The following is a 15955-nucleotide window of genomic DNA, read 5'->3' as shown; positions in this document are numbered from 1 at the left end:
CTTTATCGACGGAGGTTAACCAATGTCGCAAGACGATAAGAATATGGAGGGGCGCCGCCGCTTCCTCAAGGCCGCCGCTGGCGGCGTGGCCGCTGCGGCGGTCCTCGGGACGGTGCCGCGTTTCGCGAACGCGCAGGACCTGCCGCACCTCGCCACGAGCGACCCGACGGCTTCGGCGCTGAAATACGTCGAGGACGGCAGCAAGGCCGCTGGCAAGAAGGATCCGAAGGACGCCTGCATGAACTGTAACTTCTACAGCGGAAAGGCCGGCGCCGCATGGGGCCCATGCCAGCTGTTCCCCGGCAAGGCCGTGGCCGCCAAGGGCTGGTGCGTTTCGCACGCCGCGATGATGTGATGCCGGCCTGACGGTGGATAAGGAAAAAGCGCCTTCGGGCGCTTTTTTTGTGGTGGGCCGGACGGACCGCTTTCCCGAGCCCGACCAAAGAAAAAGGCCAGCTCCACAGCCGGCCTTTCCAGCCCATGAAATCATGGGAATCGCAAAATGCAGCCCAAGCGCGTCAGGCCGAGGAGCTGACCCGCCTGACGCGCTGGGCGGCAATCCGGGGCCCACTGCCAAGTGATTTACCCGCGGACTGAGGATCATACTCCCCTCCCGCCGCAGGCTGCCAATGGCAGTTAAATGACAGGCGAATTTCTGCCTATCTCGTCGCAAAACAAGACCTTATAACGAAAACCTAATACTTTCTGTAAGATTTTTGTTAGCGGCTTACACGCGTGAGGAGCCGTGCTTCAGCCGGCTGTGGCGATACCCGTACGCGCCATAGATGGCCATGCCGATCAGGGTCCACGCGCCCATCAGCGCCCAGTTGTACCAGCTCATGTAGAACAGCAGGGCGATACAGCTGGCGATGCCGGCGAGGCAGGTGAACCAGACCCAGGGCACACGGAAGGTGCGCGGGAGGTCCGGCGCGGTGAAGCGCAGGATCAGGACACCGCCACACACGGCACAGAAGGCGATGAGCGTGCCCATCGAGGTCAGGTCGCCGAGAACGTTCAACGGGAAGACGGCGGCGAGCAACGCGATACCGGCGCCCGTGATCACCGTGTTGAGGTGCGGCGTGCGGTACTTCGGGTGCACGGTGGTGAACACCTTCGGCAGCAGCCCGTCGCGACCCATGATCATGAAGATGCGTGGCTGGGCGATGACCATGACCAGCACCACCGAGGACAAGCCGATGAGGGCGCCCACTTCGACCACGCCGCGCAACCAGCCGAGTTCCGGATGGTTGCGGATGGCGGTGACGACCGGTTCGGACGTTCCGAGCTCGGTGAACGGGACGAGGCCGGTCAGCACGGCGGCCATGGCGATGTACAGCACCGTGCAGATGCCGAGCGAGGCGAGGGTGCTGATAGGCATGTCGCGCTGCGGGTTCTTGGATTCCTGCGCCGCCGTCGAGGTCGCCTCGAAGCCGATGTAGGCGAAGAACACCATGGAGGCGCCGCGCAGGATACCGGACCAGCCGTACTTGTTCTCTCCCTGGTTCTCAGGGATGAACGGGTGCCAGTTGGCGGTATCGATGTGCTGTGCGCCGACCACGATCACGGTGATGATCAGGGCGGTCTTCAGCAGCACCATCGCCATGTTGATGCCGGCGGACTCGCGGATGCCGACGTAGCAGAGCCAGGTCAGCGCCAGCACGATACCTACGGCCGGAAGATTGAACAGGGCGCCGGTGGTGACCAGGTGGCCATCGACGTAATCGAGCGGCGCGTTGGTCAGGACGGTCGGGATATGAATGCCGACGTGGTCGAGCAAGCTGACGAAATAGCCCGTCCAGCTGACTGCGACGGCGGACGCCGAGACGCCATATTCGAGGACGAGGTTCCAGCCGATGAACCAGGCGGCACCTTCGCCGAGGGTGGCGTACGCGTAGGAGTACGCACTACCGGAAACGGGAATCATCGAGGCGAACTCGGCATAGCACAGCGCGGTGAACGTGCTGCAGATGGCCGCGAGGATGAAGGAGATGATGATCGCCGGGCCGGCGTGCTCCGCCGCGGCGACGCCGGTGATGACGAAGATGCCGCCGCCGATGACCGCGCCGATGCCCAGCGCGGTCAAACCCCAGGGGCCAAGGGTGCGCCGCAGGGCGGGGCCGTGCGCGTCGTCGGGTTCAGCCTGAGGGGCTTTCTTGGCGAGTAACTGCTTGAGCATGGGCGGCCCGGAAAGAAAAGACGTTGAGAGAATAGCCGCAAACGGAAAGGCCGGCGGGAGCCCGCCGGCCTTGTCACGTGAGCGTGTCGATCAGGAGAGCGACTTGCGCAACTTGCTGTGTGCGTAACCGTAGCCGAAGTAGATCAGCTGGCCGATGACGATCCAGCCGCACATCAGCCGCCAGTGTTCTTCAAATGCCTGCCAGAACAGGTAGACGCAGGCCAGGGCGCCGATGATGCAGATCGGCCAGACGAACGGAACGCGGAAGCTGCGCTTCAGCTCCGGACGGGTGTAACGCAGGATCAGCACGCCGATGCAGACGGTGGCGAAGGCGAGCAGGGTACCCATGGAGACGAGCTCACCGAGCACGCTGACGGGGAACAGGCCGGCCATGGCGGCCGCGGCGACGCCCACGATGATCGTACCGATGTACGGCGTGCGGAACTTCGGGTGCACCTTGGCCATGGTCTGCGGAAGCAGGCCGTCCTTCGCCATCGAGAAGAAGATGCGCGGCAGGCCCATGAGCATCACGAGGATGACCGAGGACAGGCCGGTGATCGCACCGAGGATGACCAGCGCTTTCAGCCAGGACAGATGCGGATACAGACCAAGCGCGGTGGCGACCGGCTCCGGCGTGTTGAGCATGCGGAACGGGGCGATACCGGTCAGGACCAGCGCGACGGCGATGTACAGCACCGTGCAGATGGCGAGCGAGCCGAGAATGCCGATCGGCATGTCGCGCTGCGGGTTCTTCGCTTCGCCGGCGGCGGTGGAGACCGCATCGAAGCCGACATAGGAGAAGAACACGATGGTCGCGGCGCGGAAGATGCCGCCCCAGCCGTAGGTACCCGGGCCTTCCGCTTCCGGGATGAACGGATGCCAGTTGGACGGGTTGATCACCTGGATGGCGAAAGCGAGGAACAGCAGGATCACGGTGACCTTGATCGCCACGATGATCGAGTTGACGAAGGCCGACTGAGTGATACCGACGTAGCACAGGCCCGACAGCGCCGCGATGATGCAGACCGCGGGGAGGTTGATCAGGGTGCCGGTCGCCTGGATATGCCCCTCGACGAACTGGTACGGCGCCGACGCGAGCGCGGCGGGCAGGGCGAGATTGCTGCCGGTGAACTGGCCGACCATGCCGAGCAGTTCGTTGAAATAGCCTGACCAGCCCGCGGCGACCGTCGCGGCGGCGAACAGGTATTCGAGGACGAGATTCCAGCCGACGAACCAGGCGACGTACTCGCCGAGCGTGGCGTAGGAATAGGAGTAGGCGCTGCCCGAGACCGGGAGCATGGCCGCGAATTCGGCGTAGCAGAGGCCTGCAAGGGCGCAGGCGAAACCGGCGATAAGGAAGCTGATGACCAGTGCGGGACCCGCGTGAAGCGCGGCGGCCTGGCCGGTGATGACGAAGATACCTGCACCGATGACGGCGCCGACACCGAGAAGGATGAGGTGCTTCGCGGTGAGTACGCGCTTCAGCTCGTTATTTCCGTGGACGCTGGTGCTGATGTGCTCACCGGCGTCTACGTGCGGCGCGGCCTCGATCGGATGCGTCGCGAACAGGTGTTTCAACATGTGTCTCCCCTACTACCGGAATGTAGCCTTTTATTATTGGGACCGCCGCGTGACTCACGGTGGACACGCCGCTGTCTTAAAGCGCTGGCACGGCACCATAGCCCAGCGGGCATTGGCCGTACAAGCTGCGATGCGGGGCGTGCCAAGGCCCTGCACGGACAGGGTGCGGATGTCGAGCATGACTTACGGCGGTTGTGCATGGCGCGGTGCTGCTTTCTCAGAAAACCATGTTCAGCGCGGCCTGCGGTGCCACGTAGTCGCCGGCGTTGCGGCCCGCGACGGTGAACTGGACGCCTGCGATGAGCCCCACCGTGGGGCTGAAGTGGTACTCCACCGCCGGGGCGAGGCTGATGTCATGGGATGCGGGGACACGATGGCGGGTCGTCTGCCCGTGGCGCGACCGACCGCTGACGGACACCGCACTCGCGCGATTCCAGATCGCTTCGCCGACCAGGCCCCAGCGCGTGTCGAGGACATATTCGGCGGCAAGGGTCGCGTTCCAGGCCTGTCCGACGCGTGCCCGGCCGCGAAATCCTTCGGCGGTGCCATAAACGCTGCTGTCGTGAACCTTGACGTGCCCCGGCGACGGGCTCCAGGCGAGTTGCCCGCGCCAGCGCAAGGCGTGGTGGTTCGGCAGCCAGTGCAGCTGCTGCGCGCCGAGGCTCAGCGTGGTTCGCGCGGCGCCATTGCCCGTCGCATTCAGCGGATTGGTGTCCAGTCGCTGGTATTTGCCGGTGACGAAGCGCTGCGCCACCGCCAGGGCGAGCACCAGGCCGGTGCCGTCAGCCGCGGGGGCGATCAGGCGCTGTTGCACGCGCAGTACGGAGTCGCCCATGCGAAGACCGTCGGTGTGCCGTCCGCCGCCGGACGTGCGCGAGGCGTTCAGCGTGAGCTGAACCGCACTGCTGTCGGTCAGGGCGTACGTCATGGGAACGGCGACCTGCCATTGACGGTACATCGGATGCTGCTCGCGGCGGTGACCGGTGTTGTCGTAGCTGCCTCGCGTATTCGTATGGATGAGGTAAGGCTCGATGTTGAGCATCCCCATCGGCATCGTGTTGACGGCGGGCGTCACGAGCGGGCCGGTAAAGCGGGGCGATTCCTGCTCCGGCGACGCCTGTGCGGCGAAGGCTGGCGGTATCGTCAGGGCGAGTAAGAGGGCGGTGACGTTGGGGATGTAGCGCATGCTGCGATTCCTTGCTGGGCTGAACTGCCATGCGCGTCGTGCGCATGGACCCATCCTAGGCGGCCATGTCCCCTGAAAAACATCGGATTAGTCCTAAAATGTCGTGCGAGAATGCTCAGCTCGACCGCCACCGAAGGGTCCGCATGCACGCCGAACGCCACGCCTTGCTCGATGCTTTTCGTCACTATGGCGAGCGATGGCCAGCCGAACCGGATGTGGAGCGATGTGTCGCCTGGTTACGCGATAGCGAGCAGCCATTCCATCGCGAGACGTTGGCCGGGCACTTCACCGGCTCCGCATGGCTGGTCAGCGGCGACGGCGAGCGCGTTCTGCTCATGCTGCATCGCAAGCTCGGCCGCTGGCTTCAGCCGGGCGGTCATGCCGATGGCGACCCCGACCTGGCCGAGGTCGCCCTTCGCGAAGCGCGGGAAGAGACCGGACTGCGGGATCTCGAGGTTCATCCCGTCATCTTCGACGTCGATACCCATCGCATCCCCGCACGGGGGCACGAGCCGGAGCACTGGCACCATGACGTGCGTTACGTGGTGGTCGCGCGCGGCGACGAGACGTTCGTCGTCAACGAGGAAGCACTCGCGCTGGCGTGGCGTCCGGTCGCCGATATCGCGGCGGATCCGGAAGCGGATGTGTCCTTGCGACGCATGGCGGCCAAGTGGCTCGTCATGCGCGATACGCTGCTGTCGTAGCGCGGGGCCTCAGTCCTTATATTTCGCCGGTGCCGGATGCAGAGTGCCGCACTCGGTGCATGTGCGCGCCTCGACCGACCGGTAGAAGCGCTCGAAGACGGGCGGGAAGTCGTTCTCGATGCTGTCCAAAGGGAAATAGGTCTCGAACAGCTTGTGGTTGCAGTTTTCGCAGAACCACATCAATCCGTCCCGTTCACCCGCCAGCCGCCGCCGCTCGACGACGAGGCCTACCGAATCGGGCATGCGTTGCGGTGAATGCGGGACTCTCGCGGGCAGGTAGAAGACTTCGCCGGCACGGATCGGTATGTCGCGTGCCCGACCTTCGTCCTGCACCTTCAGGACCATCTCGCCTTCGAGCTGATAGAAGAACTCCGGGCCCTCGTCGTAGTGGTAATCGGTGCGCGCGTTCGGGCCACCGACGATCATGATGATGAAATCGCCATCGACGATGCATTTGTTGCCGACTGGCGGCTTGAGCAGCGCGCGGTTGTCGTCGATCCATCGCTGAAGGTCGATCGGGGGGGGCAGACTCATGGCCGGGCGTCGTATGAGAAGTCACTGAATCATACTCCGGTGTCTTCGGGTACTTCCCGTCGTGGCCCGCACTGTCGTACAACTGCGCTCTTTCGTCACTGGATCGCCGCCCATGCCGTCGTGGTACCACGACCGGGTCCCCGCACCCGAACGCCGGCCGCCGCCGCAGGGCAGGCGCGAGGCGGCCGTCGTGGTCGTTGGCGGCGGCTTTGCCGGGCTGAATACCGTCCTCGGTCTCGCCGCGCGGGGCGTGCGCGACATCGTGTTGCTCGACGCGGAGACCATCGGTTTCGGCGCGTCCGGCCGCAACGGTGGCTTCGTCTTCGCCGGTTACTCACTGGGTGAGCGCGCGCTGCTGGAACGTGCCGGCCCCGGCCGTGCAAGACAGCTCTACGGCCGCACGGTGGATGCCGTGAACCTCATTCGCGAGCGCATCTCCACGCTGACCATCGACTGCGACATGGTCGACGCCGGGGTGGTCTGGGCGAACTGGTTCCGCGATGCCGGCCTGCTGCGTGCGCGCCAGGAACTGCTCGCGCGGGAGTACGGGGCCGACTGGCAGTGGATACCCGCGAACGCCATGCATGAGTTCGTTCACAGTGCTCGCTATCACGATGGTCTGTACGAGCGGAACGCCCTGCACATCGACCCGCTGGCTTATGCGCGCGGGCTGGCGCGTGCCGCCGAGAGCGCAGGAGTCACCCTCCACGAGGGATCGCGGGTGCGCATGCTTGAGCGTCGCGGACCACGCTGGACGCTGCGCGTGGGCGATGCGGAAATCGAAACGCCGAACGTCGTCCTGGCCTGCGGCGGCTATCTGGCCGGGCTGGATCGCGACATAGACCGCGCCGTGCTTCCCATTGCGACGTATGTGATGGTGACGGAGCCGCTGGGCGAAAGCCTGGGTGCGTGCCTGCGGACGCGCGCGGCGATCTACGACACACGCTTCGCCTTCGATTATTACCGTCCCCTGACGGACACGCGGCTGCTCTGGGGCGGTCGCATCTCGGTGCGCGACCGGTCGCCGCGCGCCGTGCAGCGATTGCTCAGGCGCGATCTGGCACGCGTCTTCCCGTCCCTGAAGGATGCACGGATCGAGAAAGCCTGGTCGGGCCTGATGAGCTATGCACGCCATGAGATGCCCCAGGTCGGCACTCACGGCAACGGACTATGGTACGCACAGGCCTTCGGAGGCCATGGGCTGGCACCAACCTGCGCGGCGGGCGAAGCGCTGGCCGATGCGATCGCCGGCGGAGACACGTCCCTCGCGGCCTACGCGGACTTCGGTCTGGATCCCGTGCATCGCCCGTTCGGTTATCTTGCGGCTCAGGGGACGTACTGGAATCATGAATTCCGCGACTGGTTCAAGTCGCGACTGGAAGGATGACATGAGCGAGGAAATCAGCTGGGCCGACTTCGAGAAGGTCATGCTCGTCGCAGGCACCATCGTGCGCGCGGAGGCCTTTCCCGAGGCACGGCGCCCGGCCTACAAGATCTGGGCGGACTTCGGTCCGCACGGCGAACGAAAGACCAGTGCGCAGGTCGCCGCGATCTATGCGGCCGAGGAGCTGGTGGGCAAGCAGATCGTCGGGGTGATCAATTTCCCCGAGAAGCAGATCGGGCCGTTCCGGTCGCAGTTCCTGTTGACCGGATTTCATACCGATGAGGGCGTGGTGATCACGACGACGGAGCGGGCGGTGCCGAACGGGGCCAGGCTGGCCTGATCCCCGCCGGACACCGCCTCACCTCACAGCGATTCGAAGATGCCGGCGGCACCCATGCCCGTGCCGATGCACATCGTCACCATGCCGTATTTCTGTTTCCGGCGGCGGAGGCCGTGGATCAGCGTGGCGGCGCGGATGGCGCCGGTAGCGCCCAGCGGGTGGCCCAGCGCGATGGCGCCGCCCAGCGGATTGACCTTCGACGGATCGAGGCCGAGATCGCGGATGACCGCGAGCGCCTGCGCCGCGAAGGCCTCGTTCAGTTCGATCCAGTCGAGCTGATCCTGGGTGATGCCGGTCTGCTTGAGTGCCTTGGGAATCGCTTCCTTCGGGCCGATGCCCATGACTTCGGGCGCCACACCGGCGACGGAGAAACCGACGAAGCGCGCAAGCGGGGTCAGACCGTGGTCCTTGATCGCCTTCTCGCTGGCGATCAGCAGGGCGCCGGCACCGTCGGACATCTGCGAGGAGTTGCCCGCGGTGACCGAGCCGCCGAACTGGCCGTTGCGGAACACCGGACGCAGCTTGCCGAGGACCTCCAGCGTCGTGTCCTTGCGCGGACCTTCGTCGGTGTCGATGACGCGACGGTCTTCGCGAACGCTGTGGTTCTTCAGGTAGGGGTAGCGGTCGTCGAGCTGGAACGGGGTGATCTCGTCCCTGAACTCACCGGCGGCGATCGCCGCGAAGGCACGCTCGTGCGACTGCAGGGCGAAGCGGTCCTGATCCTCGCGGCTGACCTTCCAGCGCTCGGCGACCTTCTCGGCCGTGATACCCATGCCGAACGCGATGGCGCGGTTTTCGTCGTTGTCGAAGATCGCCGGATTCATGGCGATCTTGTTGCCCATCATCGGCACCATGCTCATCGACTCGGTACCGCCGGCGAGCATCAGGTCGGCCTCGCCCAGGCGGATGCGGTCGGCCGCCATCGCGATGGCCTGCACGCCGGACGAGCAGAAGCGGTTGATGGTGACGCCCGGGACCTGCTCCGGCAGGCCCGCCAGCAGCACGCCGATGCGTGCGACGTTCATGCCTTGCTCGGCTTCCGGCATCGCGTTGCCGATGACGGCGTCGGCGATCAGGGCGGGGTCGATGCCCGGGGCCTGCTCGATGACGGCGCGGATGACATGCGCGAGCAGGTCGTCGGGGCGGGTATTGCGGAACACGCCGCGCGGCGCCTTGCCCACCGGGGTGCGGGTGGCGGCGACGATGTACGCGTCTTGCACTTGCTTGCTCATGATTGGTTCCTTTAAGTGGTGAAGTCGGATGCGTAAGAGCGCGAAGCGCGTCAGTTACGCAGCGGCTTCCCCGTCGTCATCGTGTGCGCGATGCGGGCCTGGGTCTTTTCGGTCTGTGCCAGTTCGACGAAGTGGCGACGCTCGAGCGCGAGCAGCCACGTCTCATCGACCAGCGAGCCACGCTCGATCTTGCCGCCCGCCAGGGTGTCGGCGATGCGGCTGGCGATGTCGATGTCATGCGGCGAGGCGAAATAGCCTTCGGCGAGATTCGCGAGCGAGGCTTTGAACGTGGCCGTGGCGACGTCGCCGCCGACCGGGATGGCGCGGCCGGGCATGGGCGGGCGATAGCCGGACTCGGCCAGGGCGACCGCCTGGGCCTTGGCCACGTGCAGCACCTCGTACGAATTGAAGACCACGATGTCGTCCTGGCGCAGGAGACCCATGGATTTGGCTTCGAGTGCGCTGGTCGAGACCTTGGCCATCGCCACGGTCTCGAAAATCTTCTTCAGGAACTCGAACGGGTCTTCCGGGTTGGCCTGCGCGGCGCGCACGGCGAACTCCTTCAGGCCACCGCCAGCGGGCAGCAGGCCCACGCCGGCTTCGACCAGACCGATATAGCTTTCCAGCGCCGCGACCGTACGCGCCGAATGCATCTGGAACTCGCAGCCTCCACCGAGGGCCAGGCCGCGAACGGCCGCGATCACCGGCACCAGCGAATACTTGATGCGCATGCTGGTGGCCTGGAAGTTCGCCACCATGGCTTCGAACTGAGCCAGCTTGCCGGCTTCCAAGAGGCCCAGCGCGCCCTTGAGGTCCGCACCGGCCGAGAACGGCTCGGACGGCTGCCACAGCACGACGCCGCGAAACTGCTGCTCCGCCAGGCCGATCGCATGCTGGATGCCGTCGAGCACGTGATCGTTGACCGTATGCATCTTGGTCTTGAACGAGATCACGCCGATGTCGTCGCCCGAGTGCCACAGGCGCACGCCGTCGTTTTCCCAGACCGTGGTGCCCTGGTCGAATTTCTCGCCCAGGATCGGATCCGGGAAGGCCTGGCGCGCGTAGACCGGGTGCGAGGAACGCGGCTTCTCCGCGTTGGCACTGGCCGAGTACGAGCCGGCCTTGCCGTGCACGCCGGCCCGACCGTCGGTGACCCAGGCGGGCAGGGGTGCGCTGCTCATGGTCTTGCCGGCGGCGATGTCTTCAGCGATCCAGCCGGCGATCTGCTGCCAGCCGGCGGCCTGCCAGAGCTCGAAGGGACCGAGCTTCCAGCCGTAACCCCAGCGGATGGCGAAATCGACGTCACGCGCCGTCTCGGCGATATCGGCCAGGTGGAAGGCGGTGTAATGGAAGAGATCGCGGAACACCGCCCAGAGGAACTGGGCCTGCGGATCCTGCGACGCGCGCAACCGGGCGAACTTCTCGGCGGGATCCTTGATTGCCAGAATGGCCGAGACCTCGTCGGAGGCCTTCTGCTCGGACGGGCGATAGTCCTGCTTCTGCAGGTCGAGCACCACGATGTCCTTACCGGCCTTGCGGTAGAAACCCGCGCCGGTCTTCTGGCCGAGCGCGCCCTTGTCGATCAGACCTTTGAGCCAGACCGGCGGCTGGAAATACGAGTGCCACGGATCGTCCGGGAGCGTGTCGCCCATGGTCTTGACCACGTGCGCCAGTGTGTCGAGGCCGACGACGTCCGCGGTGCGGAAGGTGGCGCTCTTCGGGCGGCCGATGGCCGGGCCGGTCAGCGCGTCGACGGTGTCGAATCCCAGGCCGAACTGTTCGGTGTGGTGCATGGTCGACAGCATCGAGAACACGCCGATGCGGTTGCCGATGAAGTTCGGGGTGTCCTTGGCGTAGACGACGCCCTTGCCCAGCGTCGTGGTCAGAAAGGCTTCGAGGCCTTCCAGTACGCCCTTGTCGGTCAGTCTGGTCGGGATCAGCTCGACCAGATGCATGTAACGCGGCGGGTTGAAGAAATGCACACCCGTGAAGCGGTGGCGCATCTCTTCGGGCAGCGCCTCGGCCAGCCCGTTGATCGACAGGCCCGACGTGTTGGACGCCAGCACGGCGGTCTTCGACACGTGCGGGGCGATCTTCTGATACAGGTCGAGCTTCCAGTCCATGCGCTCGGCGATCGCTTCGATCACCAGGTCCACGTCGGCCAGCTGGGCCAGATCGTCCTCGTAGTTCGCCGGGATGATCGCGGCGCCAAGCGTTTTCTCCGCCAGCGGGGCGGGCGACAGCTTGGCCAGGTTGGCGATCGCCTTGAGGGCGACGCCGCTCTTCGGACCTTCCTTCGCGGGCAGGTCGAACAGCACGGTTTCAACGTTGGCGTTCGTCAGGTGAGCGGCAATCTGCGCGCCCATGACGCCGGCGCCGAGTACCGCGGCCTTGCGAATGCGTAACGGTGTTGCGGTCATGATGATCTCCGGTGGTACTTGGGATTCGTCCACGGTCAGCGCGTGGCCGTGGAGTTCGAAACGGTGGGGCTTCGCAGGCCGGCGGCGGCGAAGCGGATGAGGTGCTCGGCGGCGCTCTCCCGGTGGTCGCGTTCGTCCACGTCGTTCTTGCGCTGGATGATTCCGAAATCGGCCATCGCATAGGTCAGCGCGCCGGTGACGATGTCGAGGCGCCAGTAAATCTCCTCCTTGGCGAGACCAGGGAGCAGGCGGCCGAACTCGGCGGCGAACTGCCGCAGCACGTGGCCGTAGTTCTCGGAAAGGAACCGGCGCAGCGTCTCGTTGTGCTCGGCATAGGCCCGGGCCAGTACGCGGACGAAGGCGGCGCCGCCCCCGTCGTTCCGGGACAGGTCCAGAGCCGGCCTGATGTAGGCGTCGAGGATGTCCTCCAGGGACGTCCCGGCCTTGCCAGCCACCCTGGCCAGTGCCGCCAGGCGCCGGCTGTTCAGCTCGTCCAGCCGGCGGCGGAACACTTCCTCGATCAGCTTGTCCTTCGAACCGAAGTGGTAGTTGACCGCGGCCAGATTGACCCGGGCGGCAGCCGTCACCTGGCGCAGCGACGCCCCGGCGAAGCCATGCGTGGCGAACAGGGCCTCGGCGGCACCCAGGATGCGTTCCTTGGTGGTCCGCTCGCGGGACGCGTAGGGTGCGCTGGTCATGTCGGCGGACTCCGAAGCGGCAGGTTTGAATCAAACGATCGTTTGAGAATACGCCCGGGTCCGCAAAAGGGTCAATGTGCGAACGCACATGACGCCGGAGGCCTGCAAACGGCTTGCGATTGAGCTAGAATCTGTCAAGATTTCGTGAGCTAAGTCAGTCATTCCTGACGGCTTTGGCCCCAAACTTTCACCGGGCGTCCCCGCGGACGCTGGCAGACTCGTTCACCCTTTTCCCATTCCCCGGAGCAAACGTATGGCGCTGGAGCGCACCCTTTCGATCATCAAGCCCGACGCCGTCAAGAAGAACGTCATCGGTGAAATCCTGACCCGCTTCGAGAAGGCCGGTCTTAAGATCGTTGCCGCGAAGCTGAAGCAGCTGACCCGCGAAGAGGCCGAAGGCTTCTACGCCGTCCACAAGGAGCGTCCGTTCTTCGGCGCCCTGGTCGACTTCATGATCTCCGGCCCGGTCATGATCCAGGCCCTGGAAGGCGAAGGCGCGGTCCTCAAGAACCGTGACCTGATGGGCGCCACCAATCCGAAAGAAGCCGCCGCGGGCACGATCCGCGCCGACTTCGCCGAGTCCATCGACGCCAACGCGGTCCATGGTTCGGACTCGCTCGAGAACGCCGCGAACGAGATCAAGTACTTCTTCAACGACTCGGAAGTCGTTTCGCACTGAGACACGCCGTGAATACGCCTGCTGACAAGGTCAACCTGCTCGATTTCGATCGCCAGGGGCTGCGCGATTTCTTCGCCCAGCTCGGCGAGAAGCCCTATCGCGCCGAACAGGTCATGAAGTGGATCTACCACCGTCTCGAAAGCGATTTCGAGAATATGACCGATGTCGGCAAGGCGTTGCGTGAAAAGCTCAGCGCCAGCTGCTATGTGGGCCCGCCCAAGACCGCGTTCGAAAAGACCGCGGTCGACGGCACCCAGAAGTGGCTGCTCGGTATGGATGGCGGCAACGCCATCGAGACCGTGTACATCCCGGAGCCGACCCGCGGCACGCTTTGCGTGTCGTCGCAGGTCGGCTGCGCCCTGAACTGCCAGTTCTGCTCCACGGCAACGCAGGGTTTCTCCCGCAACCTGTCGACGGCCGAGATCATCGGTCAGGTCTGGGTCGCGGCCAAACATCTGGGCAACGTGCCTCACCAGCAACGCCGCATCACCAACGTGGTGATGATGGGCATGGGTGAGCCGCTGCTCAATTTCGACAACGTGGTGAAGGCCATGAGTCTGATGCGCGACGACCTGGGCTTCGGCCTGGCCAGCAAGCGCGTCACGCTCTCCACGGCAGGCCTCGTTCCGATGATCGACAAGCTTTCGACGGAAAGCGACGTCTCGCTGGCCGTCTCGCTTCATGCGGCCAACGACGAGCTGCGCACCGAGCTGGTCCCGCTGAACAAGCGCTACCCGCTGGCGGAGCTCATGGCGGCCTGCGAGCGCTACATCAATCGCGCGCCGCGCACCTCGATCACGTTCGAATACACGCTGATGAAGGGCATCAACGATCGCCCCGAACATGCCAGGCAGCTGATCAAGTTCATGCGCCGCCTGCCGGGCGCGAACAAGGTCAACCTCATTCCGTTCAATCCGTTCCCGGGAACTCGCTTCGAGCGCTCCAATCAGGAAGACATCCGCAACTTCCAGACCCAGCTGCTCAACGCCGGTGTACTTACGATGCTTCGCCGCACCCGTGGTGACGACATCGACGCCGCTTGCGGCCAGCTCAAGGGGCAGGTGGTCGATCGCACGCGCCGTCAGGCGGAATTCCGCAAGAAGCTGGAAGAGGGAGTGGTGAATGCGGCTTGAGCGGTGGGGGATGCTGGTGGCGCTCGTGTGGGCGTGCACCGGCTGCGTGGGTGACGGCTCGGTCCTGAAGCCCGCCACGGCGGCGGATGAGCGCGCCAAGGGAGCTCAGGTGCACACCGAACTCGGTCAGCGCTACATGGAGAGCGGCAACCTGCAGGGCGCGATGGAAAAACTGCAGAAAGCGCTGAGCTTCGATCCCAGATATGTGCCCGCCCACACGGTGATCGCGGTGCTTTACGAGCGGATCAACGATCCGGTCAATGCGGAGCTGCACTACCGTAAGGCCATAGAGTTCGATCCGAAAAAGGGGTCGCTGAACAACAATCTCGCCGTGTTCCTGTGCAAGCAGGGGCGTGCCGGCGAGGCCAAACCGTTCTTCGATCGCGCCCTTGCGGATCCGTTTTACGAGACGCCCGACCTGGCCATGACCAACGCGGGCACCTGTCAGATCCAGGCTCACGATTATGAGGCCGCGGAAGGTTACTTCCGTAAAGCGCTCGAGCGTAATGGCAACAACGCCGATGCCCTGTATCAGATGGCTTACCTGTTGTACCTTAAGAACGATGCGTTCCGGGCACGGGCCTTCATGCAGCGCTACGAAGCGCTGGCCAGGCCCACTCCGGATTCGTTGAAGCTCGGTCGCGATATCGAGCTCCGTCTGGGCAACGGGGAGGTTGCCCAGGACTATGCCAAACGGTTGCGCTCACAGTTCCCGGATTCGGAACAAGCGCGCTCACTCGAAGCCAGCGCACGTCAATGACATCCGTACCTTCGAATTCTTCCGGTCGGGACGATCGCGAACAGGATCTGTTCGCCGGGCTCGCGCCGAACGCACACACGGAGCAAGCCATGGATCCCCAGCTCGATGTGAACGCTGACGAGGGCGGTCGCGTCCTCATCGACCTCGGCGCTGGCACCACGGGCTTCGGAGCCCGTCTGCGTGCCGCCCGGGAGGCGCGTGGCTACACCGTCGAGGCCTGCGGCCAGGCGTTGCGTCTGCCGTCGCGCCTGCTGCGCCAGCTGGAAGCGGGCGAGTACGGTGGCATCGACTACCAGGTTTATCTGGCCGGCTATCTCAGTAAATACGGCAACCATCTCGGCGTCGACCCGGAAGCCATTCAGGCCGAGCTCGCGCGCCTGACCCCGCGCCAGCCGGAGCTCGTCGTCACCGGTGGGGTGTCCCATTCGCGCTATCTGCTCGAGCGCTATGTGACCGCCGCCACGTACGTCGTGCTGACCGCGGTGATCGTCGTGCCCATGGTGTGGCTCGGCGTACGCGGCACGCTCGATCGCGATATGCCGCGCCTGGCTCCGCTGGATGCCGCTCCCGTCGCTCAGCAGGACGCCCCGGCCGGCGCCTCGTCCACCGCGCTCGCGAGCGATGCCGCCCCCGCCAGGCCGGCGGCCGTGTCGGAGCCCCGCGCCGAGGACCAGCAACCGCTGCTGGCGTCGATGGCCATGTTCCCGCCGCTGGACCGGGGCGCCGCCAGGGCGCCGCTGGCTACCGCCGCCGCCGCGCCTGTCGTCGATGACGCGGCGAAGGCTCAGGGGCAGGGCGCGCACAGCCTTTCCCTGTCGTTGCCGTCCGCGAGCTGGGTCGAAGTGACGGCCGCCGATGGCTCGCGTCTGGAGTACGGCATCCTGCCTGCCGGAACGCAGAAGTCCTACCGCAGCGACAGCCCTCTGGATGTCCGCATCGGCAATGCCACGGGTGCCCAGGCCTCGGTGGACGGGCAGGCCGTGCAGATCGACGCGTTCCGCCGCGCCAACGTCGCCCGTTTCCGTGTGGATATCCGCGACGGCAAGGCGACGCCGGTCTCCAACTGATCGCCGCGAGCGTGGTTCCGTCTCAGCGCGGCGCCGCCGGCCCGCGCTTTTCGGTTATCCT

At 65.3% G+C, this 15955-nt stretch carries 15 protein-coding genes; 8 read left to right on the top strand and 7 right to left on the bottom strand.

Features of this window, described 5'->3' with window-relative positions:
• Positions 1-22: 22 nt before the first annotated feature.
• Positions 23-355 carry a high-potential iron-sulfur protein gene (locus FA85_RS00745; RefSeq protein WP_036112961.1) on the top strand — a complete coding sequence of 111 codons (333 nt, stop codon included), beginning with the start codon at positions 23-25 and terminating at the stop codon, positions 353-355.
• Between the two features lie 372 nt (positions 356-727).
• On the opposite strand, the gene FA85_RS00740 is transcribed toward FA85_RS00745, so the two are convergent.
• The 3 genes from FA85_RS00740 to FA85_RS00730 form a co-directional block, all read right to left on the bottom strand.
• Positions 728-2176, bottom strand: a complete 1449-nt coding sequence (locus tag FA85_RS00740) for an amino acid permease (RefSeq protein WP_036112962.1) — start codon at positions 2174-2176, stop codon at positions 728-730.
• A gap of 90 nt (positions 2177-2266) precedes the next feature.
• Positions 2267-3757 carry an amino acid permease gene (locus FA85_RS00735; RefSeq protein WP_036112965.1) on the bottom strand — a complete coding sequence of 497 codons (1491 nt, stop codon included), beginning with the start codon at positions 3755-3757 and terminating at the stop codon, positions 2267-2269.
• Between the two features lie 217 nt (positions 3758-3974).
• Positions 3975-4943 (bottom strand): hypothetical protein, encoded by a 969-nt coding sequence (locus tag FA85_RS00730; protein WP_036112968.1) that lies wholly within the window; start codon positions 4941-4943, stop codon positions 3975-3977.
• Positions 4944-5086: 143 nt separating this feature from the next.
• On the opposite strand from FA85_RS00730, the gene FA85_RS00725 reads away from it, so the two are divergent.
• Positions 5087-5647, top strand: a complete 561-nt coding sequence (locus FA85_RS00725) for an NUDIX hydrolase (RefSeq protein WP_051943623.1) — start codon at positions 5087-5089, stop codon at positions 5645-5647.
• Positions 5648-5656: 9 nt separating this feature from the next.
• On the opposite strand, the gene FA85_RS00720 is transcribed toward FA85_RS00725, so the two are convergent.
• The gene (locus FA85_RS00720) at positions 5657-6181 is read right to left on the bottom strand and encodes a 3-hydroxyanthranilate 3,4-dioxygenase (RefSeq protein ID WP_036112971.1); all 525 of its coding nucleotides are present in this window, start codon (positions 6179-6181) and stop codon (positions 5657-5659) included.
• Between the two features lie 112 nt (positions 6182-6293).
• Between FA85_RS00720 and FA85_RS00715 the strand changes: the two genes are divergently transcribed.
• The gene (locus tag FA85_RS00715; protein ID WP_036112973.1) at positions 6294-7568 is read left to right on the top strand and encodes an NAD(P)/FAD-dependent oxidoreductase; all 1275 of its coding nucleotides are present in this window, start codon (positions 6294-6296) and stop codon (positions 7566-7568) included.
• A 1-nt stretch (position 7569) separates the two neighbouring features.
• On the top strand, positions 7570-7905 hold the full coding sequence (locus FA85_RS00710) for a tRNA-binding protein (protein WP_036112977.1): 336 nt from the start codon (positions 7570-7572) through the stop codon (positions 7903-7905).
• A 23-nt stretch (positions 7906-7928) separates the two neighbouring features.
• Here the strand turns inward: FA85_RS00710 and FA85_RS00705 are convergent, their stop codons facing one another.
• Genes FA85_RS00705 through FA85_RS00695 form a run of 3 tightly spaced genes read right to left on the bottom strand, consistent with a single transcriptional unit; the run spans position 7929 to position 12255 of the window.
• Positions 7929-9137, bottom strand: a complete 1209-nt coding sequence (locus FA85_RS00705) for an acetyl-CoA C-acyltransferase (protein WP_036112980.1) — start codon at positions 9135-9137, stop codon at positions 7929-7931.
• 50 nt (positions 9138-9187) lie between these two features.
• Positions 9188-11557, bottom strand: coding sequence for a 3-hydroxyacyl-CoA dehydrogenase/enoyl-CoA hydratase family protein (locus FA85_RS00700; protein WP_036112983.1), 2370 nt, complete (start codon positions 11555-11557; stop codon positions 9188-9190).
• 35 nt (positions 11558-11592) lie between these two features.
• Positions 11593-12255, bottom strand: a complete 663-nt coding sequence (locus tag FA85_RS00695) for a TetR/AcrR family transcriptional regulator (RefSeq protein WP_036112986.1) — start codon at positions 12253-12255, stop codon at positions 11593-11595.
• Between the two features lie 253 nt (positions 12256-12508).
• Between FA85_RS00695 and ndk the strand changes: the two genes are divergently transcribed.
• The 4 genes from ndk to FA85_RS00675 all read left to right on the top strand — a co-directional run bounded on the left by ndk (position 12509) and on the right by FA85_RS00675 (position 15894).
• A complete protein-coding gene (gene ndk / locus FA85_RS00690; protein ID WP_036112989.1) occupies positions 12509-12934 on the top strand; it encodes a nucleoside-diphosphate kinase in 426 nt (141 codons plus the stop codon).
• Between the two features lie 8 nt (positions 12935-12942).
• The gene (gene rlmN, locus FA85_RS00685) at positions 12943-14067 is read left to right on the top strand and encodes a dual-specificity RNA methyltransferase RlmN (RefSeq protein WP_239709043.1); all 1125 of its coding nucleotides are present in this window, start codon (positions 12943-12945) and stop codon (positions 14065-14067) included.
• Positions 14057-14827 carry a type IV pilus biogenesis/stability protein PilW gene (gene pilW / locus FA85_RS00680; RefSeq protein WP_036112995.1) on the top strand — a complete coding sequence of 257 codons (771 nt, stop codon included), beginning with the start codon at positions 14057-14059 and terminating at the stop codon, positions 14825-14827. The genes rlmN and pilW overlap by 11 nt, the downstream gene beginning before the upstream one ends.
• Before the next feature lie 89 nt (positions 14828-14916).
• Positions 14917-15894 (top strand): helix-turn-helix domain-containing protein, encoded by a 978-nt coding sequence (locus FA85_RS00675; RefSeq protein ID WP_239739788.1) that lies wholly within the window; start codon positions 14917-14919, stop codon positions 15892-15894.
• Positions 15895-15955: the final 61 nt, after the last annotated feature.

Source organism: Luteibacter mycovicinus, from assembly GCF_000745235.1.
GTDB classification, from domain to species: Bacteria; Pseudomonadota; Gammaproteobacteria; order Xanthomonadales; family Rhodanobacteraceae; genus Luteibacter; species Luteibacter mycovicinus.
This window is presented reverse-complemented; position numbering and strand designations above follow the sequence as displayed.